The sequence below is a fragment of the Propionibacterium acidifaciens genome (genome assembly GCF_003798325.1).
Taxonomy (GTDB): Bacteria; Actinomycetota; Actinomycetes; order Propionibacteriales; family Propionibacteriaceae; genus Propionibacterium; species Propionibacterium acidifaciens.
This window is the reverse complement of sequence record NZ_CP033719.1, coordinates 1,090,176-1,114,318: the sequence shown is the minus strand read 5'-3', so window position 1 is coordinate 1,114,318 and position 24,143 is coordinate 1,090,176. Positions and strand designations below refer to the sequence as shown.

Below are 24,143 nucleotides of genomic sequence, written 5' to 3'. Positions count from 1 at the left end.
TGCGATGCGGTCCGTCAGGGTCTGCTGACGAGGGAGACGGTCTCGGCCGTGGCCGATGATCTTGTGCGGAGCAAGTACCGGGTCCCCTTCGAGCCGGGTGCCTTCATCCGGTGGGCGGAGGAGAAGGGGCTGCTCTGATTCCCGTAGCGGCGAGGCCTGCCCGCGACATCGACGGATGGGGGCATGACGAGGAGGAACGCTTCCGAGTGGGCCCCTGCGGACAGGCCTCGGTGAGTCGTCGTCCAGTTTGCTTCGGTTCTGGCCCTCTCCTGTTCGCGTGTTCGTGCCCCGCCATGGATTTCAGGTTGTTGCACTCGGCGTTTCCGTTCCCATGCATTGCAGTGCACGGTGCGCTTTCCGATCCGCGTGTCGGTCCGATCCGCCACGCGCGGAACACCGGCAGGGCCGTCGGCACCGCGATGCACGCGACGTCGATGGCGTGCCGGGGCGCGGTCGTGCGGGCCGGCCGGCAGGCCCCGGCGTCCGGCTCCTCGTCGCGCGCCCCGGCCCTCCGGAGCGGCTGCAGGGCGATGACGACGGCGACGGTCGGCGGATGGGCGGTCACGACGCCTCCGGACGGGGCGCCCGCAGGGGCGCGAGGCACGAACGCAGGTACTGACCGGCGCGCAGACGCTCGTCGCCGAGCCTGCGGCGGTCGAAGAGGAGGGGGCCGAAGCGCAGGGGGAGGACGTCCGTCTGCTTCGCGGAGCGGATGAGCCTGCTGCGCGTCCCCAGCAGGCCGAGGACGGAGGCGAGGCAGCCGCCGTACTGCGGGGGCGGCGCGGCGATGAACTGCGTGGCGAAGACGTGCGAGAGAGCGACACCGTGGAAGGAGTCGGTGACGACGAGGGAGGCGTCCCTGATGAGGGCGAGGAAGTCCTCGACGGTGGGCAGGACGATCCGGCGGGCGAGGGGCATGCGGGCCGTCGGCCAGTGGCCGATCCGCACGACGGGCAGGCCGGTGCGGGCGGCCAGCCGTGAGACCGCCTGGGTCAGCAGCGGGTTGCGGTTGAGCTGGTGGACCAGCAGGTACTCGTGGTTCAGCACGGCGTCCGAGGCGAGACCCCGCCAGTAGGCCGGCGGGATCGCCAGGGTCGGGTCCACGTGCTGCTGGACGTCGAGGCCGAGGCCGGCGAGGTAGTCCCGGGCCGAGGGCTCCCTGACCGAGAGCGCGTCGAAGGCCGACAGGGCGCGGACGGCGCGCTCCTCCTCGAGGGCCGGCAGCGTCGGCGTCCCGGGGGAGGACGCGAAGGAGAAGCGGTGGACGCCGGGCGGCAGGAAGGAGAGGTAGAACGGTCGGTTGTCCAGGTTGCGGGCGATGTTCCAGACCTGGTCGGAGCCCACGCAGAAGGAGTCGTACTGGTCCGCGGTGCCGCGGAGGCTCTCGTAGGAGTCGTAGTGCCTCCGGGTGAGGTTGATCCGCCGCGCGAGGAAGTCCTGGAAGACCAGTGCCCGTCTGCGGGCCTCGCGTTCGTGCACGAGTCCGTACGCCCGTCGCATGAGCGGTCCCCGGCCGTGACGGCTCCCGGCGAGGCGGTGGAGGGCGTCGTCACCGGCGTTCTCGCGGCGGAAGTCGAGCACCGTGCAGCGCGCCCCCGCGCTCTCGAGGAGCACCTGGGTCGCCAGCGTCTGGAGGACCGATCCGTAGTCCCGGACGGCGTGCAGGGTCAGCAGGGCGACGCTCGGTGACCCGGGACCGGCGGGTCGGCCGACGCTCGGTGACCCGGGACCGGCGGGTCGGCCGACGGCGCTGGGGAAGGAGGGGGAGCCGAAGGGCCCTGCCTGCTGCTCCGGGGCGCGGATGTGATCGGACATGGTCTTCTTCTCGCCGGGCCGCTCCACCGCTTCGCGATGGCACGGCGACCGACCCCGCAGGGGGTGCGGGAGGGGTTCTTCCAATGCCGTGATCATACGCCCCTGAAACCCGCTTCGACTAGGGTCGTCCGTGCCTGGGTGGGGCCTTTCAGGGCGCTGTGCCGGGGCTGTGCCGGGGCCCGCCGCAGGGCGTCTTGCTGAGTCCCCGCCGTGCGTCGTCCCCGCCGTGCGTCGGCGGACCCGGCGCCGGGCCCGCCCGGTTCGCCGCGGCCCCGACCCGGTCACGGGCCCGCCACCCGACCGCTCAGCCGGCCCGCCCGGGTCAGCGAGCCCGGGGCCGCCCGGCGCGGTGTCCGCGGGCCGTCGACGGCCGCATCGCGCGAGCCGCCGGCGCGGGGCTCCCGGCGCGGGGTCCCCGGCCCGCACCGACCGGGGCTCAGCGCGCGCCCGCGACCCTGTTGACCAGCTGCCCGGCCGCGTCGCGCAGGAACTTCGCCGGTCTGCGGTGGTGCAGGTTGAGCTCCCTGCCCGCCCGGGCGACGAATTCGCCGCGCGGGGCCCGCCAGAACCAGGAGCCCCCGTCGCTGACGACGCCGAACAGCCGCTGGAAGCCGAAGTCCTTCTCGGCCGGCAGGTGCCACAGGCTCAGCCGGTCCTCGCGGCCGGTGACGGTGCGCACGCGCGAGGTCGTCCAGATCCGCTGGCACCAGGGCGCCAGATCGGTGGTGGGCAGGCCGCGCAGGGCGTAGCTCAGGAGGTGCTCCTCGGTGACGAAGTGCGGCAGTCCCGCCGCGTGCCGCTCCAGCGCGAGGCGCCAGGCCCGTTCGACCCGTTCGCGCAGGGGCCCGACGAGGTCCCGGCGCACCAGGTAGACCTCGCCCCCGTAGTAGGTCCACGGCTCCTCCGGCTCTCCCAGCAGGCGGTGCAGCTCATCGCTCTGGGCGATGGTGAGGCCGTTCATCGCCTCGTCGGGGCGCAGCTCCAGCCCGAGCGCCCCGAGGCGTCCGGCGGCGCCCTCGTCCAGACCGGTCAGGGCGTCGACGCACAGCACGTCGGGGTCGATGAACAGGACGTCGTGCCGGGCGGCGAGCTGCAGGGCGTCGAGCAGGTACAGGCAGCCGGAGAAGGTGTTCATGAAGCCCTCCGGCGCCCGGTGCCCGAAGGGGACGTCCTCGGTGCGGACGCCGCAGCGCTCGAACACGGGCCGCACCTCGGCCGGCACGTCGGCCCCGGTGACGAGCGTGAGCCGCAGGTCGGGGTTCCACCGGCGCACGGAGGAGAAGGCCACGGCCATCGCGTGGAAGTAGGTGAGCAGCTGCGTCTCCCGTGCTCGGGTGTTCGGATTCTGGCCGGGGTCCGAGACGGCGAAGACGACGGCGATCTCTTCAAGTCCCATGAGGGGCTCCTGGACTGGGATAAGGGGACTGTCCTGGTGCGGGCAGCGCGTACACCCGCCAGGGGTCACAGTAGCCCTCGAAGAGTCATCGAAACCGCGGTGACAAGTGATTCCTTCCGAATCCCGGGGGTGTTCCGGGGGCGCGGACGCGCAGCACCCCGGCTCGGTCCCCAGGGGTCCGAGGCGCACCACGGCGTCCTCCGGGCGCGGACGCGCAGCACCCCGGCCCGGCCCTCGGGCCGGCCATCGGGGCCCGAGCCGCTGCCGCGGGTGGCCGCGGCCCCGGTTCCCCGGATGCGAGGACGGTCTTCGCTCGGGGCCGGTTCCAGCCCACCGCCTCCTCCGGGCTCCCCCCGGATGCAGGACGGATCTCGGCGGGCCCGATCGCTCGTCCTCGTCCCGCCGGAGTGCCGGGGCTCCGCCGTAGCCTGGAAGCATGAGCACCGAGGACGCCCCCGCACTCTTCGACGCCCCGGCGACGGGCGATGGCCGCCCCGTCCCGGACCGTCCCTTGGCCGACCGGCTGCGTCCGCACGCCCTGGAGGAGGTGGTCGGGCAGGGCCACCTGCTTGCCCCCGACGCCCCGCTGGGGCGGATGGTGGAGGCCGGTCGGCTGTCCTCGATCATCCTGTGGGGCCCTCCCGGCTGCGGCAAGACGACGATCGCCCGGCTGCTCGCCGCGCGCGTCGGACTCGACGTCGAGCAGGTCTCGGCGACTTTCTCCGGGGTGGCCGATCTGCGGAGGATTTTTGCCGCGGCTGGGAGACGCCGCCGGGGCGGCCGGGGCACGCTTCTGTTCGTCGACGAGGTGCACCGTTTCAACCGCGCCCAGCAGGACTGCCTGCTGCCCTACGTCGAGGACGGCACGGTCGTGCTTGTGGGCGCGACCACCGAGAACCCCAGCTTCGAGCTCAACGGTGCGCTCCTGTCGCGCTGCCAGGTCCTCGTCCTGCACCGCCTCGACGGCGTCGGCCTGGCCGAGCTCCTCGAGCGCGCGCAGCGACTCACCGGCAGGCGGTTGCCGCTCACCGAGAGCGCTCGCGCCTCGCTGATCGCCATGGCCGACGGCGACGGACGCCACCTGCTGGGCATGGTCGAGCAACTCCTCGAGGCGCCGTCGTCCGCACCGCTCGACGAGACGGGTCTCGCCGCCGTCGTCGCCACTCGCGTCCCCTCCTACGACAAGTCCGGCGAGGAGCACTACAACCTCGTCTCCGCGCTCCACAAGTCGATGCGGGGCTCCGACCCGGATGCCGCCCTGTACTGGCTGGCCCGGATGCTGGCCGGCGGCGAGGACCCGCTCTACGTCGCCCGCCGTCTCGTGCGCTTCGCCAGCGAGGACGTGGGTCTCGCCGACCCCGGCGCGCTCCAAGCGGCGTTGGGCGCCTGGACGGCCTACGAGCGGCTCGGCTCCCCGGAGGGCGAGCTCGCCATCGCCCAGGCGGTCGTTCACCTGGCCACCGCGCCCAAGTCGATCAGCATCCACCGGGGCTTCGCCCGGGCGCGGGCCGCGGCGCGGCGAACGGGTTCCCTCCGTCCGCCGGCCCATGTCCTCAACGCGCCCACCGAGCTCATGAAGGACCTCGGTTACGGGGCCGGTTACCAGTACGACCCGGACACCGCCGACGGATTCTCGGGCGCCGACCACATGCCCGAGGGCTACCCGCCCCCGGACGAGCGCGAGCGCTTCTACGAACCGACCGGCAACGGCGTCGAGCGCCTGGTCCGCGAGCGCCTCGACCACTGGGATCGACTGCGCCGCCGCAGGCGGGGCGACACCGGCTGCTGAGCCCCGAGTCCCGGTGCGCCGCCGGGCGGTCCCGGTGCGCACCGAAGCGGCGCCGACGAGGCCGTCCCGTTATCTTGCTGGTGGCCCCGTTGGGAGGGGTCATGCGGGCGACGGCTTCCTTCCTCCGCCGGTGCGCACTCAGGGCAACGGATCGGATGCCCGGGTCCGCGCCGGAGTGCCGTCGGCGGACCGCCCCTCAGCGGTGCCGCCGCCGCTTGGCGAGGAGGACCGCGATGGCGAGGAGGACGCCGATGATGAGGGGGGCGGCGGTCCTCCGCCGACGGGCCGGCCCTGGATCGTCCCGGGCGGGCCTCCCGCCCTCCGCGCTCGTCGAACCGCGGGCCTCGGTCGCACCGGACCCGTCCCCGGGCTCCCCGGAGGGGGGCTCCTCGGCGGCCCCGCCGATCGTTCGCCCGTCGGCCCTCTCCCCGACGGTCCCGGCCTCGACGGCGGTGGTGGGGGAGGGCTCCTCCGGCCCGGCCGGTTCGCCCCCGGCGGTCTCCTCCGACGGGGCTCCCGCGGCGGTCACCTCCGCCTCGACGATCCCGTCCTCGGCCGGTCCGGCCCCGCGGGGCTCCCGCGGCTCCGCCCCGGTCCCCTCCGGTTCCGTTCCCGCGGGCCCCTCCGGCCCGGCCGGTTCCGCGTCGTCGTCCGGCGCCGTCGAGCCCCCGGCGGCGGCGGTCCCCGCCGGCCTCTCCCGGGCGGCGGTCTCGGCGGCCTCGGCCTCCTCGACGATCACCTCGGCGGCCTCGGCGGGTTCCGCCTCGTCGGCGATGATCTCGGCGCTCTCGACGACCCTGGCCTCGTCCTCGATCCGCTCGGCCTCGGCGACGACCTCCTCGGCGGATTCCGCCTCGTGCGCCTCCTCGGAACCCGCCTCTTCGGCGTCCGGCTCCTCGACGGGCAGCTCCTCCTGGGCGGGCCGCTCGGCCCCGACCGGTTCGGCGGGGGCCTCGGCCCGCTGCACCAGGACGGCGAGCCCGTCCTGGGCGTCGGCGACGCCCTTCTCCTCGCGGCGGGCGACGGCCTCGGGCGTCCACAGCGAGGCCCACACCCTGCGGACCAGCTCCCAGGTCGCGTCGGCTCCCCGGACCGGGCCGAGCACCTCGCGGCTGACGCCCAGGTCGCGTCCGGCGGGGGAGGCCTGGACGCTCACCCAGGCGTCGCGGCCCAGCGCGGCGATGCTTCCGGCCAGGTCGTCCACGAGATCGGCGGGCAGCTCGGCGGCCCCGATGACCTCGGCCGCGATGGCGGCGGCCTCCTCCGGGGACGCGCCCTCGAGCCGCGCCGGGAGCTGCTCGCGCTCGGCGAGCTCGGCCAGGTCGTCGGCCGTGACGACGAAGCCCGGAGCCACCTCGACCCCGTTGCGCAGGCGCTCACCGAGGCGGGCCGCTGTTCTGCCGACCGAGTCGGTGTCGCTGGAACGGATGTAGGAGAGCTCGACGATCATGACCCCAGTACACCGCATCGCCCCGACCGGACGCGACCCCGTGCCAGGCGCGGCGTCGCCGGACGACCGGGCGCGACTCCTCTCGCCGGGGCGCCCGCTCCCGGCCGCCGCTCGGCGCAAGCGGGGCCCCGATGCTGCCGGAACGATCGGGACGTGGAAGGATGAGCCCATGAGTCCGCGAGAAATTGAGGTTTCCGAGCCGCGCGAGATCGGTGTCACCGAGCTCGTGCTGCGCGATGCCCATCAGAGTCTGTTCGCCACCCGTATGGCCATGGAGGACATGGTCGATGCCTGCGCCGACATCGATGCGGCCGGCTACTGGTCCGTCGAGTGCTGGGGCGGCGCCACCTACGATTCCTGCATCCGCTTCCTCAACGAGGATCCGTGGGAGCGTCTGCGCACCTTCCGCACGCTGATGCCGAACACCCGCCTCCAGATGCTGCTGCGGGGCCAGAACCTGCTCGGGTACCGCCACTACAACGACGAGGTCGTCGACCGCTTCGTGGAGAAGTCGGCCGAGAACGGCATGGACGTCTTCCGCGTCTTCGACGCCATGAACGATCCGCGCAACATCGAGCACGCCATGGCCGCCGTCAAGAAGGCCGGCAAGCATGCGCAGGGCACCATCTGCTACACGATCAGCCCCGCCCACACCACCGAGGGCTACGTGAAGCTCGCCGGTCAGCTCCTCGACATGGGCGCCGACTCCATCGCCTTCAAGGACATGGCCGCGCTCCTCAAGCCCCAGCCCGCCTACGACATCGTCAAGGGCATCAAGGACACCTACGGCACGGACGTCCAGATCAACGTCCACTGCCACTCCACCACGGGCGTCACCCTGGTCTCGCTCATGAAGGCCATCGAGGCCGGCGCCGACGTCGTCGACGCCGCCATCAGCTCCATGTCCCTCGGCCCGGGCCACAACCCGACCGAATCGGTCGTCGAGATGCTCGAGAACACCGGCTACACCAGCGGCCTCGACATGGACCGCCTCCTCAAGATCCGCGACCACTTCCGCGACATCCGCCCGAAGTACCGCAACTTCGAGTCGAAGACGCTCGTCGACACCAACATCTTCAGCTCGCAGATCCCCGGCGGCATGCTCTCCAACATGGAGTCCCAGCTGCGCGCCCAGGGCGCCGAGGACCGCATCGACGAGGTCATGGCCGAGGTCCCGAAGGTCAAGGAGGCCGCCGGCTACCCGCCGCTGGTCACCCCGTCCAGCCAGATCGTCGGCACCCAGGCCGTGTTCAACGTCCTCATGGGCCCCTACAAGCGCATGACCGGCGAGTTCGCCGACCTCATGCTCGGCTACTACGGCGCCAGCCCCGCCGAGCGCGACGCCGACATCGCCAAGCTCGCCGCGGAGCAGACGGGCAAGAAGCTGATCACCTGCCGCCCCGCAGATCTGCTCGAGCCCGAGTGGGACAAGCAGGTCGAGGAGGCCTCGAAGCTCCCAGGCTTCAACGGCACCGACGAGGACGTCCTCACCTACGCGCTGTTCCCGGGGGTCGCCCCGACCTTCTTCGAGCACCGCTCCGAGGGCCCCAAGAACGTCGGCCTGTCCGAGGCCCAGCTCAAGGCCGAGGCCGAGGGCACCACGTCGGCAGCAGTCTCCGGCCCCATCAGCTACAGCGTGACCGTCGGTGGCACCAGCCACGAGGTCACCGTCGAGCCCGCGTGAAGGTGATCGCCAACCATGGCTAACAACAACATCAAGCTGGCCGATACCATGGCCGGGCGTGTGGAGCAGCTCGCCGAGCAGCGCCGCACCATCGAGCTCGGCGGCGGCGAGTCCCGCTTGCAGAAGCAGCGCGAGCGCGGCAAGCAGACCGCTCGCGAGCGCATCGACAATCTGCTCGACTCCCATTCGTTCGACGAGGTCGGCGCCTTCCGCAAGCACCGCACCACGTTGTTCGGCATGGACAGGGCCGTCGTGCCCGCCGATGGCGTGGTCACCGGTCGCGGCACGATCTTCGGCCGTCCCGTCCACGTCGCCTCCCAGGACTTCACCGTCATGGGCGGCTCGGCCGGCGAGACCCAGTCGACCAAGGTCGTCGAGACGATGGAGCAGGCGCTGGTCACCGGCACGCCGTTCCTGTTCTTCTACGACTCGGGCGGCGCCCGGATCCAGGAGGGCATCGACTCGCTGTCCGGCTACGGCAAGATGTTCTTCGCGAACGTCAAGCTGTCCGGCGTCGTCCCGCAGATCGCCATCATCGCCGGCCCCTGCGCCGGCGGCGCCTCGTACTCACCGGCGCTGACCGACTTCATCATCATGACGAAGAAGGCCCACATGTTCATCACGGGCCCCGCCGTCATCAAGTCGGTCACCGGCGAGGAGGTCACGGCCGACCAGCTCGGCGGCGCCGACGCCCACATGACCACCAGTGGCAACATCCACTTCGTGGCCGAGGACGACGACGCGGCGGTCCTCATCGCCCGCAAGCTCCTGAGCTTCCTGCCGCAGAACAACACCGAGGAGGCCGAGTTCGTCAACCCGAACAACGACGTCTCCCCGTGCGAGGGGCTGCGCGACATCGTCCCGATCGAGGGCACGAAGGGCTACGACGTCCGGGACGTCATCGCCGAGATCGTCGACTGGGGCGACTACCTTGAGGTCAAGGCCGGCTGGGCGACGAACATCGTCACCGCCTTCGCCCGCGTCAACGGCCGCACGGTCGGCGTCGTGGCGAACCAGCCGAAGGTGATGTCGGGCTGCCTCGACATCGACGCCTCCGACAAGGCCGCCGAGTTCATCAACTTCTGCGACTCGTTCAACATCCCGCTGGTGCAGTTCGTGGACGTCCCCGGCTTCCTGCCCGGTGTCCAGCAGGAGTACGGCGGCATCATCCGCCACGGCGCGAAGATGCTGTACGCCTACTCCGAGGCCACCGTACCGAAGGTCACCGTCGTGCTCCGCAAGGCCTACGGCGGGTCCTACCTGGCCATGTGCAACCGCGACCTGGGCGCCGACGCCGTCTACGCCTGGCCCACCGCCGAGATCGCGGTGATGGGCGCCGACGGCGCCGCCAACGTGATCTTCCGCAAGGAGATCGCGTCCGCCGAGGATCCCGAGGCCATTCGCGCCGAGAAGATCGAGGAGTACCGCGATGCGTTCAACACGCCGTACGTGGCCGCAGCCCGAGGCCAGGTCGACGATGTGATCGATCCGGCCGACACCCGCCGCAAGATCGCCGCCGCGCTGGAGATGTACGCCACCAAGCGTCAGCCCCGTCCGGCCAAGAAGCATGGCAACATGCCCTGCTGATCGGAAGGAGTTGAACATGTCTGACAGTGAGAAGGACCTCGTGATCGCGACGCTCACCAAGCGTCTGTCCGCTCTCGAGGCCGAGGTGCGTTCGTTGAAGGCGGCCAGCCCGGGGGTCCCGGAGGACGTCTTGGTGGCCATCTCGGCTGCCGTGTCCGCCTATCTCGGCAACGACGGATCGGTCCAGGCCGTTCGTTTCGCCCCGAGCCCGAACTGGGTCCGCCAGGGCCGCAGGGCTCTTCAGAACCATTCCATTCGTTGATCCGGAAGAGACTGACATGAAGCTGAAGGTAACCGTCAACGGCGTCGCGTACGACGTCGATGTCGACGTCGACAAGACCCAGAACAATGCGATGGGCACGATCCTGTTCGGGGGCGGCGCCGGCGGCCCGGCCTCGGCCCCGGCCCCGGTCTCGGGAGGCGCCGCAGGCGCGGCCGGCGAGGGCGAGATCCCCGCGCCGCTGGCCGGCACCGTGTCCAAGATCCTCGTCGAGGAGGGCGACGCGGTGAAGGCCGGTCAGGTCGTCGCGACGCTCGAGGCCATGAAGATGGAGACCGAGATCCAGGCCCCCACCGATGGCACCGTCGAGAAGATCCTCGTCGAGGTCCGCCAGGCCGTCCAGGGCGGCCAGGGTCTCATCAAGATCGGCTGAGTCCGAGCCGCGGCGGAGGAGGGGCCCCGCACCGAACCGGTGCGGGGCCCCTCCGTTGTTCATGCCTCCCGCCCCCTCCTCGCCCCGGTCCGTACCGCGTCGTGGCGGGCTCCGAGGGGACTCCCCGCGCTCCGCGCCCCGCCGGGAGGTCGTCACGCCGGACGGGACGACCGTCGGCCGATCCTCGGGGATCCCGGGCCGTGGTGGGCGCTCGGCGCGTCGCAGGGGCACGACGCCGACGGACGCGGGGGACGGGCCGCGGGCGCTCAGCCCCGCTCGGACTGGTCCCTGTGGACCGTGAAGTTGTTCACCTGGGCCCGGGGGCGGATGATCATGCGGTCGATGTTCACATGCGGGGGGCGGGTGACCGCCCAGGCGATCGCGTCGGCGATGTCCTCGGCGAGCAGGGGCTCGGGCACGCCGGCGTAGACGTCGTCGGCGGCGGATCGGTCGCCGCGCAGGCGCACGAGCGAGAACTCCTCGGTGCGGACCATGCCCGGGCAGATCTCGAGGACGCGGACCGGGCGGCCGCCCAGTTCGAGGCGCAGCGCCCCGGCGATGTTGCGCTCGGCGGCCTTGGCCCCGCAGTAGCCGGCGCCGCCGGGGTAGGGGTACTCCGCGGCGGTCGAGGTGACGACCATGATCGTGCCCTCGGCCCGTTCCAGCGCGGGCAGGAGGCCCTGGATGACGCGCGCCGAACCGGTCACGTTGATGGCGTACATGCGCTCCCAGTCGGCCATGTCGGCGTCCTCGACGCGGTCGACGCCGAACGCGCCGCCGGCGTTGTTGACCAGCACGTCGAGACGGCCCCCGACCGCCTCGACGAGGCCCGCGACGGATTCCGGCGAGGTGACGTCGCACTCCACGGCGGTGCCGCCGATCTCCTGCGCCAAGGCGGTGAGGCGATCGAGGCGGCGCGCCGCGCAGAGGACGTGGAGGCCCTCGGCGGCGAGCCTGCGCGCCGTGGCGGCGCCGATACCGCTGGATGCTCCGGTGACGACTGCTGTCTTCGTGGTACTCATGCCCTCATCGTGGCACGCCCCGCGCGGTCCGGTCCGCACCGACCGCCCGCTCGTCCCGGTGATCCGGGTCGGTCGTCCGGGCGGGCGCCCGGTCCTGCGCCGGACTCACGCCGGTCGCCCGCCCGCCCCGATGATCGGGGGCAGCGGGCGGGCGCCGGCGGGCAGCGTCATCGGATCGGTCAGCCAGGGGCCCACGACCTGTTTGACGAGTGCGAACGACTGCTCGTTGATGTTGGCGGCGCCCGCCCCCGGGAAGGGCGGGGCCAGGGCGTGCATGATCATGCTGCCCTCGAGCGCCTCGGCGAGCAGCTCCGGCGAGGCCTCGGGGCGCAGCCTGCTCGTGACGTGGGCGTCGCCCAGCAGGATGCGCAGGCCGTTGCGGAACCGCGAGAGCGTCCCCTTCCAGATCTCGCCGACCTCGTCGGGGCCGCAGTGGTGCTCGACCTGGAGGCGGATGATCGCCGTGCCGGTCGGCGTCGTGTACGTGTAGAGGCGGCGCTGGACCATCGTGAGCAGCTGCTCCTGGAAGGGCAGCCCGGCGACGCGGCTGTCGTCCAGCTCGAAGAGCAGGGCCGTGCGCTCGAAGGCCGCCGTGAGCAGCTCGACGCGGTCGGGCCAACGGCGGTAGATGGACGACTTGCCCACGCGGGCCAGCATCGTCACGCGGCCCATCGTGAAGCCGGACCAGCCGTGCTGGCCGTAGATCTCGAGGGCGGCGGTGAGCGCGCGCGGCTCGACGAGCGGGTCGCGGGGGCGCCCCGGGGAGTCGTGGCCGGTGGAGCGTGTCACCGGCGACATCTCGCCCTGCGTCATGACTCTCCCCGCTGCCTGTCGCGTGCCGATGGCGCCGCGCCGGGGGCGCCGCGCCATGATTCATCCCAAGGGTAGTACGGGCCGAGGGTCCGTCCCGGGTCGTGGACGCCCCGATTCGGGGTCTCGGACGAGGGCCCGGCCGCTAGACTCGGGCCATGACCTCGAAGCTGATCCTGCTCCGCCACGGCGAGAGCGAATGGAACTCGAAGAATCTGTTCACCGGCTGGGTCGATGTCGATCTCAACGAGAAGGGCGTGGGCGAGGCCACTCGCGGCGGCGAGCTGCTCGCCGAGCAGGGCCTGCTGCCCGACGTCGTCCACACCTCGCTGCTGCGTCGCGCGATCCACACCGCCTGTCTCTCGCTCGACCGGTGCGATCGCCACTGGATCCCCGTGCGTCGCAGCTGGCGCCTCAACGAGCGCCACTACGGCGCCCTCCAGGGTCTCAACAAGGCCGAGATCCGCGAGAAGTACGGCGAGGACCAGTTCATGGCGTGGCGCCGCAGCTATGACGTGCCGCCGCCCCCGATCGACCCCGACGGGCAGTGGAGCCAGTTCCACGACGCCCGCTACGCCGACGTGCCCGAGGCCGAGCGTCCGCTCAGCGAGTGCCTCAAGGACGTCGTCGCCCGCATGCTCCCCTACTGGGAGTCCGACATCGTCCCCGACCTGAGGGCCGGGCGCACGGTCCTCGTCGCCGCCCACGGCAACTCGCTGCGCGCCCTCGTGAAGCACCTCGACGAGATCGACGACCAGACCATCTCGGGCCTCAACATCCCCACCGGCATCCCGCTCCTCTACGAGCTCGACGACGCCCTGCGGCCCGTCGTCGAGGGCGGACGCTACCTCGACCCCGAGGCGGCCGAGGCCGGTCAGAAGGCCGTCGCCAACCAGGGCAGGAAGTAGCGCCGAGGTCGCGGCGCTCCGGCGGGGCCGGCGGTGCGGGCGCCGACCGGCCCCGCCCCCTGCTCGTCCGGCCCGCGCCCGTGCGACGCGCATCCCCTCCGGGGCGCGGGGCCCGTCCCGAGCGCTCGGGGAGGGACGCGGGGAATCGCTCGAAGTCGCCGAGCACGCGCACCGTGCCGCGCGCGTTGTCCCGAGCGCCCCGGGGAGGGATGCCCGGGAATGCGCGCATCACCGGGCGCGGGGCGTCGGCGCGGTCGGGACGCCTGCCGTCCGGGCGCATCGCCGGGCCCGGGGTCAGTGGTTCGCCGCGAGCAGCGCCTGCGCGAGCACGTCGTCCACGACGAGGATGTCGAGCGCCCCGGTGCGCAACGCGCCGAGGGTGCCGGTGGTCTTCGCCCTGCCGGTGGCCAGGCCGATGACCGTCCGGATGCGCCTCAGGTCGTCCAGGTCGATGCCGATGACGCGCTCCGAGGCGGGCGGGCCGAGGGGGACGCCCTCGATCGTGAAGTAGCGGCCGAGCATGTCGCCGACCGGGTGGGCCGCCTCGACGGCCGACTTCTCCTCGAAGCTGAGCCGCATGGCGCTCATGACGGCCCGCGAGGTCTGCACCTCGTAGTTCCCGATGCCGACGAAGCCGAGGTCGCAGGAGCGGGCCTCGGCCAGCGAGGCCTGCACCGAGGACTCGCTCATCATGGCCTGCTGGGTGAGCGCCGACTCCACGATCGCCGGCGCGTCGAAGCGCCCGGCCACGGCGCCGCACTTGTCGGCGAGGATCTGCAGGTGCGAGTTGCCCGAGGGGGCGCTGTCGAGCGTCGGCATGCCGCCCACGAGCGGAACGATCCGGGTGTCGGGGCGAAGCCGGGTGTCGGGCAGCAGGTCGATGAACCGGGCGACGGTGAGGCCCCAGCTGAAGCCGATCCGCGAGGCCCCCGAGGCCAGCCGGGGGAAGGCCTCGCCGGCCAGCCGGGCGACCGAGGCGCCGGGGTCGGCGCTGGTCGAGGTGTCGGCGACGAGGGCCTCGCGCAGCCCGAAGGTGCGCACGAGGCGCCGCTCCAGCTCGCCGTCGCGCACCGTGCGGTCGTCCCCGACGATGTGGATCTGCACGAGGCCGCTGGAGCGCGCCTCGTGGAGGATGCGGGAGACGCTCGAGCGCGAGAGGCCGAGCCGCTCGCCGACCTGGCCCTGGTCGAGCCCGTCGACGTAGTAGAGCCGCGCGGCGTCGATGAGCAGCTGCTGGTCTCTCTTGGCAGGCATGGGCTCTTCCTCATCCCCGTGGGCTCGGGCGCCGGTGGGGAGGTCCGGCATGGACGATGGGGCCGGGACCGTGCGGGTCCCGGCCCCATCATTGTAGGGAGAGGATCGTCCCCGGCGAGGACCGTTGGACACGACCGGCCGCCCCGACGAGGGCCTTCTCCCGTCGGCGGGGCGGCCGGTTCGGCGAGGGGGGCGTCGGTCAGCCGAGGACGCCCCGGGCGACCATGGCGTCCTGGAGGAAGCGCATGGCGACGAGCGGGCGGGCGCGGTCGAGCTCGATGTCGTCGTAGAAGATCATCTCGTCGACCTTCTTGCCGACCTTCAGCTTCGAGTGCTGCAGCAGGCCGATCGGCACGAGATTCAGCTCACGGGCCTTGTCGGCGGGCATGGCGTAGCCGTAGAAGTGGTGCCCGCCCATGCCCTCGAAGGTGAGGCCGGCCGCCAGATCGGTCTTGGCCCGGCCGACGACCTCGGTCGTGACGTGCGTGGACTGGAAGTCCGGACGCCCGGTCGTGACGGCCTCGTAGATCGACAGATGCGCCTCGATCGAGGCGATGTGCCATGGACGGTGGAGGAGGTAGTAGGGACCGTGGCCGAGCCTGAGGTAGTCGAGCTCGGCGGTGACGACGTCCGAGGTGGACTTCACGATGCAGAAGACGCCCGGGGCGACATCGCCGGTGACGTACTCGACGCACGGGCCCTTGTCGAACTCGAGGATGCCGCCGTCGGCCCTGGGGACGAGCTTCGTGGCGAGTTCGGCCAGCGGGATCTCCCGCCCGTGCATGCCGTCCACCTCGATCGGGATGCCCGTCGCGTTCGACAGGGCGGTCATCTCGAGCTGGGTCTTCGTGCCGTCCGTGAACTCCGTGAGCATGCGCGGGTTCATCCCCTTGCGGCGGGCGTCCTCGATGTTGTCCTCGGGCATGCCGTGCGGGATGTTGACGTTGTTCTTGCCCTTGCCGACGCACACGACCTCGAGGCCCAGATCCTGGGCGTACTCGACGAGCTTGAGGCACTCGACCGGCTCGTCGCCGCGCATGACGGTGTACACCGAGCCGCCGGCGTTGGCCATCGACGACAGGAGGGGGCCGACGGTGATGTCGGCCTCGACCGTCATGAGGGCGACGTCCGTGGAATGCGTGATGCACGTGTAGGCGATCTGGGCGGCGATCCCGGGCACCCCGGAGACCTCGACGACGATGTCGACGGGCAGCCCGGGCATCCGCAGGCCGTCGGAGACGACGGCGGCCCGGCCGTCCCGGATGGCCTGCTCGGCCGCCGCCAGGTCGGTGTCGGCCACGACGACGTCCTCGCGGCCGGCGTTGCGCAGGGCCGAGACGGCCTTGTCGATGACGATGTCGGCGACGGCGACGACGGCCAGGCCCGGCGCGCGCTCGATCGAGGCGATGAGGCCGGAGCCCATCTGGCCTGCGCCGACGACGCCCACCCGGACCGGACGGCCCAGTTCCTGCTGGCGTTCGAGAAGAGCCTTGGTGTAACCCATGTCGGTTTCCTTTCGGGATTCATGCGTCCCGGGCCCTGTCCGGGTTCGGGACGGTGGTGCGGGGGACGCGCCTGCGGAGCGGCCGTGGCCCGGCTGCGAGAACGGGCGCGTTGCTCGTGGTGGATGTGGTGGTGGACGCGGGCCCGACCGCCGGGGCGGAGGCGCCGACCTGGGCCAGCGCCATCTCGACGGCCGCCCTCAGCTGCCTGCCCCGGACCCGGTCGACGGCCCCGTCCAGGTCCCCGACGAGGCCGGGCGCGTCGTGGAAGCGGGCGAAGACGCTCCGACCGGCCAGGGCGCGCGCCCGGATGATGCGCCGGGCGGCGACGTCGATGATCGCGATGACGATCGCCCCGCCGCCGATGGAGCGGCCGCGGCCGGAGACGAGCACGAGGTGCTCGCCCCGGACGGCTCGCAGGGCGCGGTTGAGCTCGGCGTTGTAGGAGCGCATCTGGACCCAGGTGAGCAGCAGCCCGAGCATCATGGCCGCCACGAGGATCGCGGGGAACCGCCAGTCGAGGGCGTTCATGGCGGTCAGGCCTCGAGGAACTCGACGGTGCCGCCGACGGCCGGGGGGACGAGCTGCGGGCCGGTCGCCAGGACGGCGCCCGGCAGGAGCTCCTGCTCGGGCTGGTTCACGTAGATGACCACGTGGCCGAGCTCGGTGAGGTTCGCGCAGGCGCGTTCGCCGATGGCGTCGACGGTGTACTCCCGGCCGGCGATCCGGAGGACATCGCCCGCGGTGATGTCGCGGGTCGGGGCCGTCGTCGTGCGGTGCACGATGCTGACCTCGGCCAGCGCCTCGGGGACGGGCTCGCCGAACAGGATGACGACGCCGCCGTCGATCATGTCGCTCGCGTCGGGCCCGATCGCGGTGATGTCAGCGCTCCACAGGGTGGACATTGTCCCTCCTCCTGGGTAGGGGTGGGGCGGCCGGGCCGCCCCACCCGGGGGTGTCGGTCAGATGAGCAGGAACGAGGCGAGGTAGGCGATGATGACCGCCACCGGCGAGGTCACGAGGCGGGTGAACAGCACGGCGGAGACGCCGACGGAGATCGTCTCGGGCTGGGCCTCGCCGAGGGACAGGCCCACCGGGACGAAGTCGCAGCCGACCTGGCCGTCGATGGCGAACAGGGTGGGCAGCGCGTACTGCACCGGCAGCGCGCCGGCGCCGATCTGCTGGCCCATGAGCACGCCGATGACCTGGGCGATGGCGGCGCCGGGGCCGAGCACCGGGGACAGGAACGGCAGGGCGACGATGATGCCCAGCAGGACCAGACCGATCGGGTTGCCGGCCAGCGGCGTGACAGCGTGGGCGATCAGGTCCGAGACGCCCGTGTAGTTCACGATGCCCATGAGCAGGCCGACGTAGGCCATGAAGGGCAGGACGGTCTTCAGGATGATGTCCAGCGCCTGGCGGCCCGACGACAGCAGCGTGTTGATGATGTAGCCGACCGCGTTGCCGAACTTCACGATGACCGACATGAAGCCGCCCTTGTCGGCCTGCCGCTGCGAGACGGTCCTCGGGCGCTCGGTCCCGGCCCGCGCCGCGGCCGCCTCGTCCGCCTGGGCCGCGGTCGCGGTCGCAGCGGCCCGGTCGACGGCCTCGGCGTCGGCCGGACCGATCTGGTCCAGTCCCACCGCCGAGACGAAGATGTCCTCGGTGATGTACTTGGCCAGCGGTCCGGTCGGCGAGCCGGGGTAGATGTCGATCGTGTTGATGCGCTTCTTCGGGTAGACGCCGATCCGGGCGGTGCCGCCGCAGTTGATGACGGCGGCCAGCACCTTGTCGTCCTCGACGCTGTTCGTGAAGCCGTCGACGGCCTCGGCGCCGCTCAGCTCGGCGATGCGCGCCGCGACCGGGTGGATGCCGCCGCCGGTCACCGACAGGACGATGTTCTTCTCGTCGGTGGGGGTCAGGATCATGTCGTCGCCCCAGCCGCCGTTGCCCTTGACGACCTTGACGCTCTGGTGACTCATGCCACGCCTCCCTGGATCTGGCCGGCGGCGTACGCCTCGTCGTACTTCGTGAAGGTCTCCCGGTGGCCGCCGCGGCGGATCAGGATGGCGGTCATCCACTGGGTCGCGAAGCCGCGGATGAGGATGACGACCAGGCCGACGAGGAAGTACAGGACCGCGAGCAGTGCGTACTCGTCGGGGGCGACCGCCGTGACGCCGGCCGAGACGCCGGTCCAGACGAAGACCTCGCCCGCGTTGGCGTGCGGGAACAGCGAGGTGATCGGGTGGCAGACCGACACGGCGGCGTCGTAGAAGGCCGGCTTGTAGCGCTCGGGCAGGAAGCGGCCGAAGGTGTAGGCCATCGGGTTGGTCAGCAGCAGCATGGCCAGGAAGGGCATGACCGTGTAGCGGGTCACGGCGTACCTGCCGGCCCACCGCACCGCGTGGTTGACGCGCTCCTCACCGATCCAGGTGGTGATCGCGTACATGGCGGTCAGCATGACCATGAGCAGCGGCAGGATGCCGGAGGCCAGGCTCAGGAACTGCTCGGCCGAGGCGTTGAACAGCCCGATGAAGTGTTCGGCGAACCAGGTGATCGCCTTCATCACGGGATTGTCGTCCACGATGACTCCTTGTCTGCGTGTGGTTGGTGCGGCGACGGACGGGTGCCGCCGCCGGGTGCGCTCCATCGCGCGAGGTCCTCAGTCGAGGGACATGGCCTCCCTCACCCGGGGGTCGAGCAGCTCCTGGACGGCCGAGACCGCGGCCGCCGCGTCGGGGGCGTCGATGGCCGCCCGCGCCATCGCCCGGCAGGTCGCCAGCGAGGTGTGCCGCAGGGCGAAGCGGACGGCGGGCACGGCCGGGGTCGACATCGACAGCGACGTGATCCCCAGCCCGCACAGCACGAGCGCCATGAGCGGGTCGGAGGCCGACTCGCCGCAGACCCCCACCGGGGTGCCGGAGGCGGCGCCGGCCCGGGCCGTGGCCTCGACGAGCCTGAGGACGGCGGGCTGCCAGCGGTCGATGAGGTCGGACAGCGCGCCGAGCTCGCGGTCGGCGGCCATCGTGTACTGGGCCAGGTCGTTCGTGCCGATCGACACGAAGTCGACGTGCTGCAGCACCTGGTCGGCGCACAGCGCGACGGCCGGCACCTCGACCATGACGCCGATCCTGGCCCTGGCGCCGAGCCCCGCCTCGTCGGCGCGGCGGCGGAAGTCGGCGGCCTCGCCGGCGGTGGAGATCATCGGCGCCATGACCCACGCCTCGGTGTCGGGGCAGTCGTCGATGGCGGCCGCCAGGGCCCTCAGCTGGTGCTCCATCAGGTGCGGCACGGAGCGGACGAGACGGTAGGCGCGCTGGCCCAGCGCCGGATTCGACTCGTGCGCCGGGTTGGCGTAGGCCAGCGGCTTGTCGGCGCCGGCGTCGAGGGTGCGGACGACGACCTTGCGGCCGGTGAAGGCCTTGAGGACCTCCCGGTAGATCCCGGCCTGCTCGGCGACGCCCGGCTCGGCGGCGGCGTCGAGGAAGACGAACTCGGTGCGGAACAGGCCCACGCCCTCGACCGCCTTGCCGGCCGCCGACCGGGCGTCCGCGACGCCGCCGATGTTGGCCAGCAGCTGGATCGGGTGGCCGTCGGACGTGGCGCCGGGCGCGGTGTCGGTCGCCAGCGCCCGGTGGCGCTCCATGCGGCGGACGATGGCCTCGCGGGTGGCCTCGTCGGGGGCCACGACGACCGAGCCCCGGGCGCCGTCGACGGCGACGAGCGCTCCCTCGGGGATCTGCGTGGCACCGGCCGCCCGCACGACGCAGGGCAGGCCGAGCTGGCGGGCGATGATCGCGGTGTGCGAGGTGGGGCCGCCCACCTCGGTGACGAGGGCGATCACCTTCGTCATGTCGAGGCTCGAGGTGTCGGCCGGGGTCAGCTCGTGGGCGATGACGACGGCCGGCTCGTCGATCGTTCGCAGGCCCGGCGTCGCCGGGCCGAGCAGCCTGGCCACCGTGCGGTCGCGCACCGAGTTCAGGTCGGTGACGCGCTCGGCCAGGTAGCCGCCGATCCCGGTGAGCGTCGCGGCGAACTCGGCGACGGCCTTCGTCATGGCGTTCGCCGGGCCGTTGCCCTCGGCGATGATCTGGGCGGCGCGGTCGGCCAGGGCCGGGTCGTCGGCCATCTCGGCGGTGGCCGAGAGCACGTCGCCGAGCGTCTCGCCGGGGTGCTCGGCGGCCGCGGCCCGCAGTTCGGCCGAGACCTGCTCGAGCGCCTCGGCGAGTGCGGCGCCCGCCGCGGCGATCGCCTCGGCCCCGGACGGGACGGGCTCGTCGGCCGGCGCCGCGGGCGGTGCCGCGAACCGTGCGCACGGGCCGACGGCGGCGGTCGAGCCGACCCCGATGCCGGGGTACTCCCGGGGCTCGGGCATCACTGCGCCTCCGCGAGGACGGCGACCAGCGCATCGAGAGCCGCCTCGGCGCCCTCGCCCTCGGCGCTCAGGACGACGGTGTCGCCGCAGTGCGCGCCCAGGCCGAGCACGGACAGCATCGAGGTGGCGGGGACCGGGCCCTTGTCGCCCATGGAGATCTGGACGGGCACGCCGCACTTCTTGGCGGCCTGGACGAAGGTCGCGGCGGGGCGGGCGTGCAGGCCCTCGGTGGCGGCGACGACGGCTTCACGGGTGGACATCATTGGCCTCACTTCGGTGGATTCTCTGGACGGCGGTGTCTGCCCGGTGAGCCGGGCCGACGGCGTGGGGAGCGGTGTTCGATGGACTGGACGCCAACCGGTCGGTCGCCGGACTCGGCACCGGGTCCGGACGACTCGGCTCATGGTGACATGAGCGCCACAGTATATGCAATTAAAGGTCAAATGAATGCAATTATTTGCATTTCATGGCAGGGGTTCGTCCTTTCACTCGCCGATGACCGTGACCCGGCAGGTCCGTGTGCGGGGCCGGTCGCGGTCCCAGTCGACGAAGAAGATGTAGCCGGTGACGCCGAACCCGAGTTCGCCGTCGATGAGCGGGAAGGTCTGCGAGGAGCCGACGATCGACGCCTTGAGGTGCGCGTCGGCGTTGAGCAGGGCGCTGCGGTCGCCGCCCGGCAGGTACTCCTCGGCGCTCGGCCAGCTCTCGACCTCCTCGAAGTGCCTGGTGCCGGGGTAGGAGTAGCCGTCGGAGGGCGGGAACCGCGTCTGATCGGGGCAGATGAGGCCCAGGACGCGGTTGAGGTCGTGCTGGAGGAAGTCCGAGCCGTCCTCGACCGTGTCGTGCGCCCACTCGTCGTAGTACACCGAGCAGGTCGTGTGGGGGCTCATCACCGCGACGATGCCGTTGCCGATGCCCGAGGCGGCGATGGCCCCGCGCACCTGGCCGGTGACGTCGAGGAAGCTCGGCGTCCCGCCGTGGGACTCCAGGGCCAGCGCTGCGTGGAAGACGGTCATGGTGCTCCTCCTCGTGGTTCCGGGGGTTCAGGCCGTGGCCCTGAGGACGTCGATGAACCTCTGGGCGTCCTCCTCGACGGCTCTGCGCGCCGCCCGGGCGAGATCGGAGAAGAGGATGACGTCGGGGTCCTCGACGAGCGGCGGGCAGGCGTCGTAGGCGGCCTTCGCCGAGTAGGTGTAGTAGTTGATCTTGCGCACGCCGTGACGGATGCACTCCTGGTACTCCTGCGGTTCCAGCCCCGACCCGCCGTGCATGACGATCGGCACCCCGGTCGCCTCCCGCAGCCGGGTGATGAGCTCGTAGTTCAGCTTCGGCTTGCGCCGGTAGACGCCGTGGACGGTGCCGAACGAGGCGGCCAGTGCGGTGACGCCGGTGGCCCGCACGAAGTCGGCGGCCGCCTGCGGGTCGGTGTACAGGGCGGCGTCGGCGACGCCCTGGTCGGGGTCGCCGTTCTCGTTGCCGGTCATGACGCCGATCTCGCCCTCGACGCCGGCGCCGCGCTCGGCGGCCAGCTCGACGACCTCGCGGGTGACGCGGACGTTCTCGTCGTAGGCGAGCTTCGAGCCGTCGATCATGGCCGAGGTGAAGCCGATGTCGAGGCCCTTGCGGATGTAGTCGATGTCGAAGCCGTGGTCGACGTGCAGGACGAACGGGGCGCTGGAGCGGCGGGCCAGCTCGACCATCGCCGGGCCCATGTCCTCGATGGCGACGATGGACTCGTGCACCTGGGCGAACTGCAGAATGACGGGGACGTCGGTGCGCTCGGCGACGTCGATGACGCCGAGCAGTCCCTCGAAGAAGGGCGTGTTGATGGCGGCGAGGCCGATGCCGTTCCGCTCGGCGTACTCGAGCGCGGCGGGAAGACCGATGATCATGAGGATTCCTTGGGTGAGGCGGGTCGCGGCCCCTGCCGGGCCGGGTTCAGGGGAGGGCGTCCCTGTGCGCGGCGAGGGCCGTGAACATCTCGGTGAGCACCCGGCGCCAGTCGGGGTGCTTGACGATGCCGCTCGTGCCCCCGGAGCCGTCGGCGCCCTGGTCGAGCACGCGGGCGATGTCGGCTGCGCCGGTCACGCCGGCGGCCTGGATGACGAGGATGCCCGGGTCGGCGTCCTTGACGATCCGCGTGGTGCGCTCGACGTAGTCGCCGGCGTCCATCCGGCCGGTGCCGATCGAGGCCGTCGGCTCGCAGATCATGACATCGGGGCCCATGGCGGCGACGGCCCGGCACTGGGCGTCGGTGTCGGCGCAGACGACCGTGGCCAGGCCGACCTGGCGGGCCCTCTCCATCGTGGCGTCGAGAACGGCCAGCGGGAGCGGGTGCTCGGCGTGGTTGAGGACGACGGCCCGGGCGCCCGCCTCGACGAGCGATTCGGGGAGGATGCGGCCCATGCCGCGGCCCGGGGTGATCGGGTCCATGTGCTGGGCGGTCACGCACAGGCGCCCGGTGCGCCCGGCGACCATGCGCAGGTCGACGTGCTGGGCGGTGAAGAGGACGTCGATGTCGAACCGGGCGGCCAGCTCGTCGGTGAGCAGGGCCAGCCGGAGGGTCTCGGAGCCGCCGAGGTGGGCCTTCGGGTTGACGATGAGGAACGGTCCGGTGACGGGCTGCGTCGTTGCTGCGCTCATGGTCCTGCCTTTCCATGTGTGCAAAAAGTTGCATAAAATTGAGAAAGTATGCATATGAACGACCCGATGTTCTCACAACGCACAAAGTTTTGCAATAGCGGGATTGTGTGCAGACGCGGTTCCTCGCCGGGCCGTGATCGCCGGTGCGGCCGGTGGGCGGGCCCGTCCTGTGGCAGACTCATGGCCATGTCACAGCCGGTGGTCGCCGTCATCCTGGGTGCGGGCCTGGGGGTCCGGTACGGGGGGTCGGTGTCGAAGCCGGCGCTCAAGATCACGGGCCACGCGCTGATGAACATGTCGATCGAGGCCATGGCCGCCGGCGGCTGCACGCACGCCGTCGTCGTCGTGAACGACAAGGCGGCCAGGGAGCTGGGGCTGACGAAGGCGGCCCTGCCGATCCCCGTCGTCCAGGTGCCCGGCGGTGCGAGCCGTCAGGAGTCCGCCCGCAACGGGCTGAGATTCATCCGCGACGACCCGGAGCTGAGCGGCGCCGAGGTCGTCCTCATCCACGACGCCGTGCGGCCCATGGTGCCCGCCCATGTCGTCGAGGCCGTCATCGGGGCCGTCCGGGGCGGCGCCGAGGCCGTCGCCCCCGTCGTCGACGTCGTCGACTCGATGCGCTCCGTGGACGATCCGGGCCGCAGCGCCCCGATCGACCGCTCCACCCTGCGCGCCGTGCAGACGCCCCAGGGCTTCCCCCTCGACGTCATCCTCGCCGCGCACGAGCGCATGGCCGCGGCCGGCGAGCGGTTCACCGACGACGTCTCCTGCGCCGAGCTCGCCGGCGCCGAGGTCGTCCTCGTGCCCGGTTCGCGCATGTCGATGAAGGTCACCGAGCCCGCCGACATGACGATCGCCGAGGCCCTGTGGAAGGCGCGCGCGACGCTCGGCCGTCACAGCGGCCGCCGCGTGCTGCGCCACGTCCCCGGCGGCCAGTACCTCGAGAACCAGATCGTCGAGATGGAGCGAGAAGTCATCGAGAAGGAGCGCGAGCGGAAGTTCCGGCCGCGCGAGTCCTGAGGGGCCCGGGGGGATGGCGGCCCCCATGTCATGCATCGCGAGGCGTGGCCACGACACCGGCGGACGAGGCTGCGACAATGGATGGCGCCTCCGGAGGGCTCCTCGGGGCGGGCCTCCGCTCCTCGTTGCGTCCTCGCGGTGGGGCGATGCGCTCGCGGGACCCGAGACGTCGGCGGATCCGCATTCCGGATCACCCGGCAGGACACGATGCGGCGAGACCGATTCACGGGGATCC

Annotated in this window: 23 protein-coding genes; 7 read left to right on the top strand and 16 right to left on the bottom strand. The window is 72.0% G+C overall.

All coding sequences use genetic code 11. From position 1 onward, the window contains the following. Window positions 1-561: 561 nt before the first annotated feature. Both EGX94_RS04740 and EGX94_RS04735 read right to left on the bottom strand, forming a co-directional pair. Window positions 562-1,815, bottom strand: a complete 1,254-nt coding sequence (locus EGX94_RS04740; RefSeq protein WP_196807714.1) for a polysaccharide pyruvyl transferase family protein — start codon at window positions 1,813-1,815, stop codon at window positions 562-564. A gap of 436 nt (window positions 1,816-2,251) precedes the next feature. Continuing rightward, window positions 2,252-3,211, bottom strand: a complete 960-nt coding sequence (locus EGX94_RS04735; protein WP_021798158.1) for a hypothetical protein — start codon at window positions 3,209-3,211, stop codon at window positions 2,252-2,254. A 436-nt stretch (window positions 3,212-3,647) separates the two neighbouring features. On the opposite strand from EGX94_RS04735, the gene EGX94_RS04730 reads away from it, so the two are divergent. After that, on the top strand, window positions 3,648-5,000 hold the full coding sequence (locus EGX94_RS04730) for a replication-associated recombination protein A (RefSeq protein WP_021798292.1): 1,353 nt from the start codon (window positions 3,648-3,650) through the stop codon (window positions 4,998-5,000). A gap of 196 nt (window positions 5,001-5,196) precedes the next feature. Here the strand turns inward: EGX94_RS04730 and EGX94_RS04725 are convergent, their stop codons facing one another. Beyond that, the gene (locus tag EGX94_RS04725) at window positions 5,197-6,450 is read right to left on the bottom strand and encodes a PEP/pyruvate-binding domain-containing protein (protein WP_021798284.1); all 1,254 of its coding nucleotides are present in this window, start codon (window positions 6,448-6,450) and stop codon (window positions 5,197-5,199) included. Between the two features lie 169 nt (window positions 6,451-6,619). Here EGX94_RS04725 and EGX94_RS04720 point away from each other — a divergent pair, with 169 nt between their 5' ends. From EGX94_RS04720 to EGX94_RS04705, 4 genes are read left to right on the top strand one after another with little or no spacing between them, the layout of a single operon-like run. Beyond that, a complete protein-coding gene (locus EGX94_RS04720) occupies window positions 6,620-8,134 on the top strand; it encodes a methylmalonyl-CoA carboxytransferase subunit 5S (RefSeq protein WP_021798290.1) in 1,515 nt (504 codons plus the stop codon). A 15-nt stretch (window positions 8,135-8,149) separates the two neighbouring features. Continuing rightward, on the top strand, window positions 8,150-9,721 hold the full coding sequence (locus EGX94_RS04715; RefSeq protein WP_021798291.1) for an acyl-CoA carboxylase subunit beta: 1,572 nt from the start codon (window positions 8,150-8,152) through the stop codon (window positions 9,719-9,721). A 16-nt stretch (window positions 9,722-9,737) separates the two neighbouring features. After that, a complete protein-coding gene (locus EGX94_RS04710; RefSeq protein ID WP_021798286.1) occupies window positions 9,738-9,983 on the top strand; it encodes a hypothetical protein in 246 nt (81 codons plus the stop codon). A 16-nt stretch (window positions 9,984-9,999) separates the two neighbouring features. Beyond that, on the top strand, window positions 10,000-10,374 hold the full coding sequence (locus EGX94_RS04705; protein ID WP_021798285.1) for a biotin/lipoyl-containing protein: 375 nt from the start codon (window positions 10,000-10,002) through the stop codon (window positions 10,372-10,374). Window positions 10,375-10,640: 266 nt separating this feature from the next. Here EGX94_RS04705 and EGX94_RS04700 read toward each other — a convergent pair whose 3' ends face one another. Then, window positions 10,641-11,396 carry an SDR family oxidoreductase gene (locus EGX94_RS04700; RefSeq protein WP_021798288.1) on the bottom strand — a complete coding sequence of 252 codons (756 nt, stop codon included), beginning with the start codon at window positions 11,394-11,396 and terminating at the stop codon, window positions 10,641-10,643. Between the two features lie 105 nt (window positions 11,397-11,501). Continuing rightward, window positions 11,502-12,209, bottom strand: coding sequence for a TetR/AcrR family transcriptional regulator (locus EGX94_RS04695; RefSeq protein WP_051245537.1), 708 nt, complete (start codon window positions 12,207-12,209; stop codon window positions 11,502-11,504). Between the two features lie 155 nt (window positions 12,210-12,364). Here EGX94_RS04695 and EGX94_RS04690 point away from each other — a divergent pair, with 155 nt between their 5' ends. Beyond that, complete coding sequence (locus EGX94_RS04690; RefSeq protein WP_021798289.1) at window positions 12,365-13,114, top strand: phosphoglyceromutase; 750 nt, start codon at window positions 12,365-12,367, stop codon at window positions 13,112-13,114. Between the two features lie 294 nt (window positions 13,115-13,408). On the opposite strand, the gene EGX94_RS04685 is transcribed toward EGX94_RS04690, so the two are convergent. The 11 genes from EGX94_RS04685 to EGX94_RS04635 form a co-directional block, all read right to left on the bottom strand. After that, window positions 13,409-14,368, bottom strand: coding sequence for a sugar-binding transcriptional regulator (locus tag EGX94_RS04685; protein WP_021796196.1), 960 nt, complete (start codon window positions 14,366-14,368; stop codon window positions 13,409-13,411). 199 nt (window positions 14,369-14,567) lie between these two features. Next, complete coding sequence (locus EGX94_RS04680; RefSeq protein ID WP_021796201.1) at window positions 14,568-15,872, bottom strand: NAD(P)H-dependent oxidoreductase; 1,305 nt, start codon at window positions 15,870-15,872, stop codon at window positions 14,568-14,570. Window positions 15,873-15,891: 19 nt separating this feature from the next. Then, on the bottom strand, window positions 15,892-16,401 hold the full coding sequence (locus tag EGX94_RS04675) for a glucitol operon activator protein GutM (RefSeq protein ID WP_021796200.1): 510 nt from the start codon (window positions 16,399-16,401) through the stop codon (window positions 15,892-15,894). Window positions 16,402-16,406: 5 nt separating this feature from the next. Continuing rightward, window positions 16,407-16,775, bottom strand: a complete 369-nt coding sequence (locus EGX94_RS04670) for a PTS glucitol/sorbitol transporter subunit IIA (protein ID WP_021796197.1) — start codon at window positions 16,773-16,775, stop codon at window positions 16,407-16,409. Between the two features lie 57 nt (window positions 16,776-16,832). Then, complete coding sequence (gene srlE, locus EGX94_RS04665; RefSeq protein ID WP_021796198.1) at window positions 16,833-17,852, bottom strand: PTS glucitol/sorbitol transporter subunit IIB; 1,020 nt, start codon at window positions 17,850-17,852, stop codon at window positions 16,833-16,835. Next, window positions 17,849-18,454, bottom strand: a complete 606-nt coding sequence (gene srlA / locus EGX94_RS04660) for a PTS glucitol/sorbitol transporter subunit IIC (protein WP_043119996.1) — start codon at window positions 18,452-18,454, stop codon at window positions 17,849-17,851. Before srlA ends, srlE begins: the two co-directional genes overlap by 4 nt. A gap of 78 nt (window positions 18,455-18,532) precedes the next feature. Next, complete coding sequence (gene ptsP / locus EGX94_RS04655) at window positions 18,533-20,245, bottom strand: phosphoenolpyruvate--protein phosphotransferase (protein ID WP_123825957.1); 1,713 nt, start codon at window positions 20,243-20,245, stop codon at window positions 18,533-18,535. Further along, the gene (locus EGX94_RS04650; RefSeq protein ID WP_021797153.1) at window positions 20,245-20,505 is read right to left on the bottom strand and encodes an HPr family phosphocarrier protein; all 261 of its coding nucleotides are present in this window, start codon (window positions 20,503-20,505) and stop codon (window positions 20,245-20,247) included. Before EGX94_RS04650 ends, ptsP begins: the two co-directional genes overlap by 1 nt. A 225-nt stretch (window positions 20,506-20,730) precedes the next feature. Next, window positions 20,731-21,261 carry a YjbQ family protein gene (locus EGX94_RS04645; protein WP_021797149.1) on the bottom strand — a complete coding sequence of 177 codons (531 nt, stop codon included), beginning with the start codon at window positions 21,259-21,261 and terminating at the stop codon, window positions 20,731-20,733. A 27-nt stretch (window positions 21,262-21,288) separates the two neighbouring features. Next, window positions 21,289-22,137 carry a class II fructose-bisphosphate aldolase gene (locus tag EGX94_RS04640; RefSeq protein ID WP_021797156.1) on the bottom strand — a complete coding sequence of 283 codons (849 nt, stop codon included), beginning with the start codon at window positions 22,135-22,137 and terminating at the stop codon, window positions 21,289-21,291. A gap of 46 nt (window positions 22,138-22,183) precedes the next feature. Then, complete coding sequence (locus EGX94_RS04635; protein ID WP_021797155.1) at window positions 22,184-22,888, bottom strand: triose-phosphate isomerase; 705 nt, start codon at window positions 22,886-22,888, stop codon at window positions 22,184-22,186. Between the two features lie 186 nt (window positions 22,889-23,074). Here EGX94_RS04635 and EGX94_RS04630 point away from each other — a divergent pair, with 186 nt between their 5' ends. After that, the gene (locus tag EGX94_RS04630) at window positions 23,075-23,908 is read left to right on the top strand and encodes an IspD/TarI family cytidylyltransferase (RefSeq protein ID WP_226906049.1); all 834 of its coding nucleotides are present in this window, start codon (window positions 23,075-23,077) and stop codon (window positions 23,906-23,908) included. Window positions 23,909-24,143: the final 235 nt, after the last annotated feature.

Excerpts from the sequence above, each read along its gene's own strand:
- EGX94_RS04690 (WP_021798289.1), top strand. The coding sequence starts at position 12,365 with ATGACCTCGAAGCTGATCCTGCTCCGCCACGGCGAGAGCGAATGGAAC.
- EGX94_RS04645 (WP_021797149.1), bottom strand. The coding sequence starts at position 21,261 with ATGACCGTCTTCCACGCAGCGCTGGCCCTGGAGTCCCACGGCGGGACG.
- EGX94_RS04705 (WP_021798285.1), top strand. The coding sequence starts at position 10,000 with ATGAAGCTGAAGGTAACCGTCAACGGCGTCGCGTACGACGTCGATGTC.
- EGX94_RS04680 (WP_021796201.1), bottom strand. The coding sequence starts at position 15,872 with ATGGGTTACACCAAGGCTCTTCTCGAACGCCAGCAGGAACTGGGCCGT.
- srlE (WP_021796198.1), bottom strand. The coding sequence starts at position 17,852 with ATGAGTCACCAGAGCGTCAAGGTCGTCAAGGGCAACGGCGGCTGGGGC.
- EGX94_RS04635 (WP_021797155.1), bottom strand. The coding sequence starts at position 22,888 with ATGAGCGCAGCAACGACGCAGCCCGTCACCGGACCGTTCCTCATCGTC.
- EGX94_RS04675 (WP_021796200.1), bottom strand. The coding sequence starts at position 16,401 with ATGAACGCCCTCGACTGGCGGTTCCCCGCGATCCTCGTGGCGGCCATG.
- EGX94_RS04695 (WP_051245537.1), bottom strand. The coding sequence starts at position 12,209 with ATGACGCAGGGCGAGATGTCGCCGGTGACACGCTCCACCGGCCACGAC.
- EGX94_RS04710 (WP_021798286.1), top strand. The coding sequence starts at position 9,738 with ATGTCTGACAGTGAGAAGGACCTCGTGATCGCGACGCTCACCAAGCGT.
- EGX94_RS04715 (WP_021798291.1), top strand. The coding sequence starts at position 8,150 with ATGGCTAACAACAACATCAAGCTGGCCGATACCATGGCCGGGCGTGTG.
- EGX94_RS04730 (WP_021798292.1), top strand. The coding sequence starts at position 3,648 with ATGAGCACCGAGGACGCCCCCGCACTCTTCGACGCCCCGGCGACGGGC.
- EGX94_RS04670 (WP_021796197.1), bottom strand. The coding sequence starts at position 16,775 with ATGTCCACCCTGTGGAGCGCTGACATCACCGCGATCGGGCCCGACGCG.
- EGX94_RS04735 (WP_021798158.1), bottom strand. The coding sequence starts at position 3,211 with ATGGGACTTGAAGAGATCGCCGTCGTCTTCGCCGTCTCGGACCCCGGC.
- ptsP (WP_123825957.1), bottom strand. The coding sequence starts at position 20,245 with ATGCCCGAGCCCCGGGAGTACCCCGGCATCGGGGTCGGCTCGACCGCC.
- EGX94_RS04650 (WP_021797153.1), bottom strand. The coding sequence starts at position 20,505 with ATGTCCACCCGTGAAGCCGTCGTCGCCGCCACCGAGGGCCTGCACGCC.
- EGX94_RS04630 (WP_226906049.1), top strand. The coding sequence starts at position 23,075 with ATGTCACAGCCGGTGGTCGCCGTCATCCTGGGTGCGGGCCTGGGGGTC.
- EGX94_RS04685 (WP_021796196.1), bottom strand. The coding sequence starts at position 14,368 with ATGCCTGCCAAGAGAGACCAGCAGCTGCTCATCGACGCCGCGCGGCTC.
- EGX94_RS04725 (WP_021798284.1), bottom strand. The coding sequence starts at position 6,450 with ATGATCGTCGAGCTCTCCTACATCCGTTCCAGCGACACCGACTCGGTC.
- EGX94_RS04640 (WP_021797156.1), bottom strand. The coding sequence starts at position 22,137 with ATGATCATCGGTCTTCCCGCCGCGCTCGAGTACGCCGAGCGGAACGGC.
- EGX94_RS04740 (WP_196807714.1), bottom strand. The coding sequence starts at position 1,815 with ATGTCCGATCACATCCGCGCCCCGGAGCAGCAGGCAGGGCCCTTCGGC.
- EGX94_RS04700 (WP_021798288.1), bottom strand. The coding sequence starts at position 11,396 with ATGAGTACCACGAAGACAGCAGTCGTCACCGGAGCATCCAGCGGTATC.
- EGX94_RS04720 (WP_021798290.1), top strand. The coding sequence starts at position 6,620 with ATGAGTCCGCGAGAAATTGAGGTTTCCGAGCCGCGCGAGATCGGTGTC.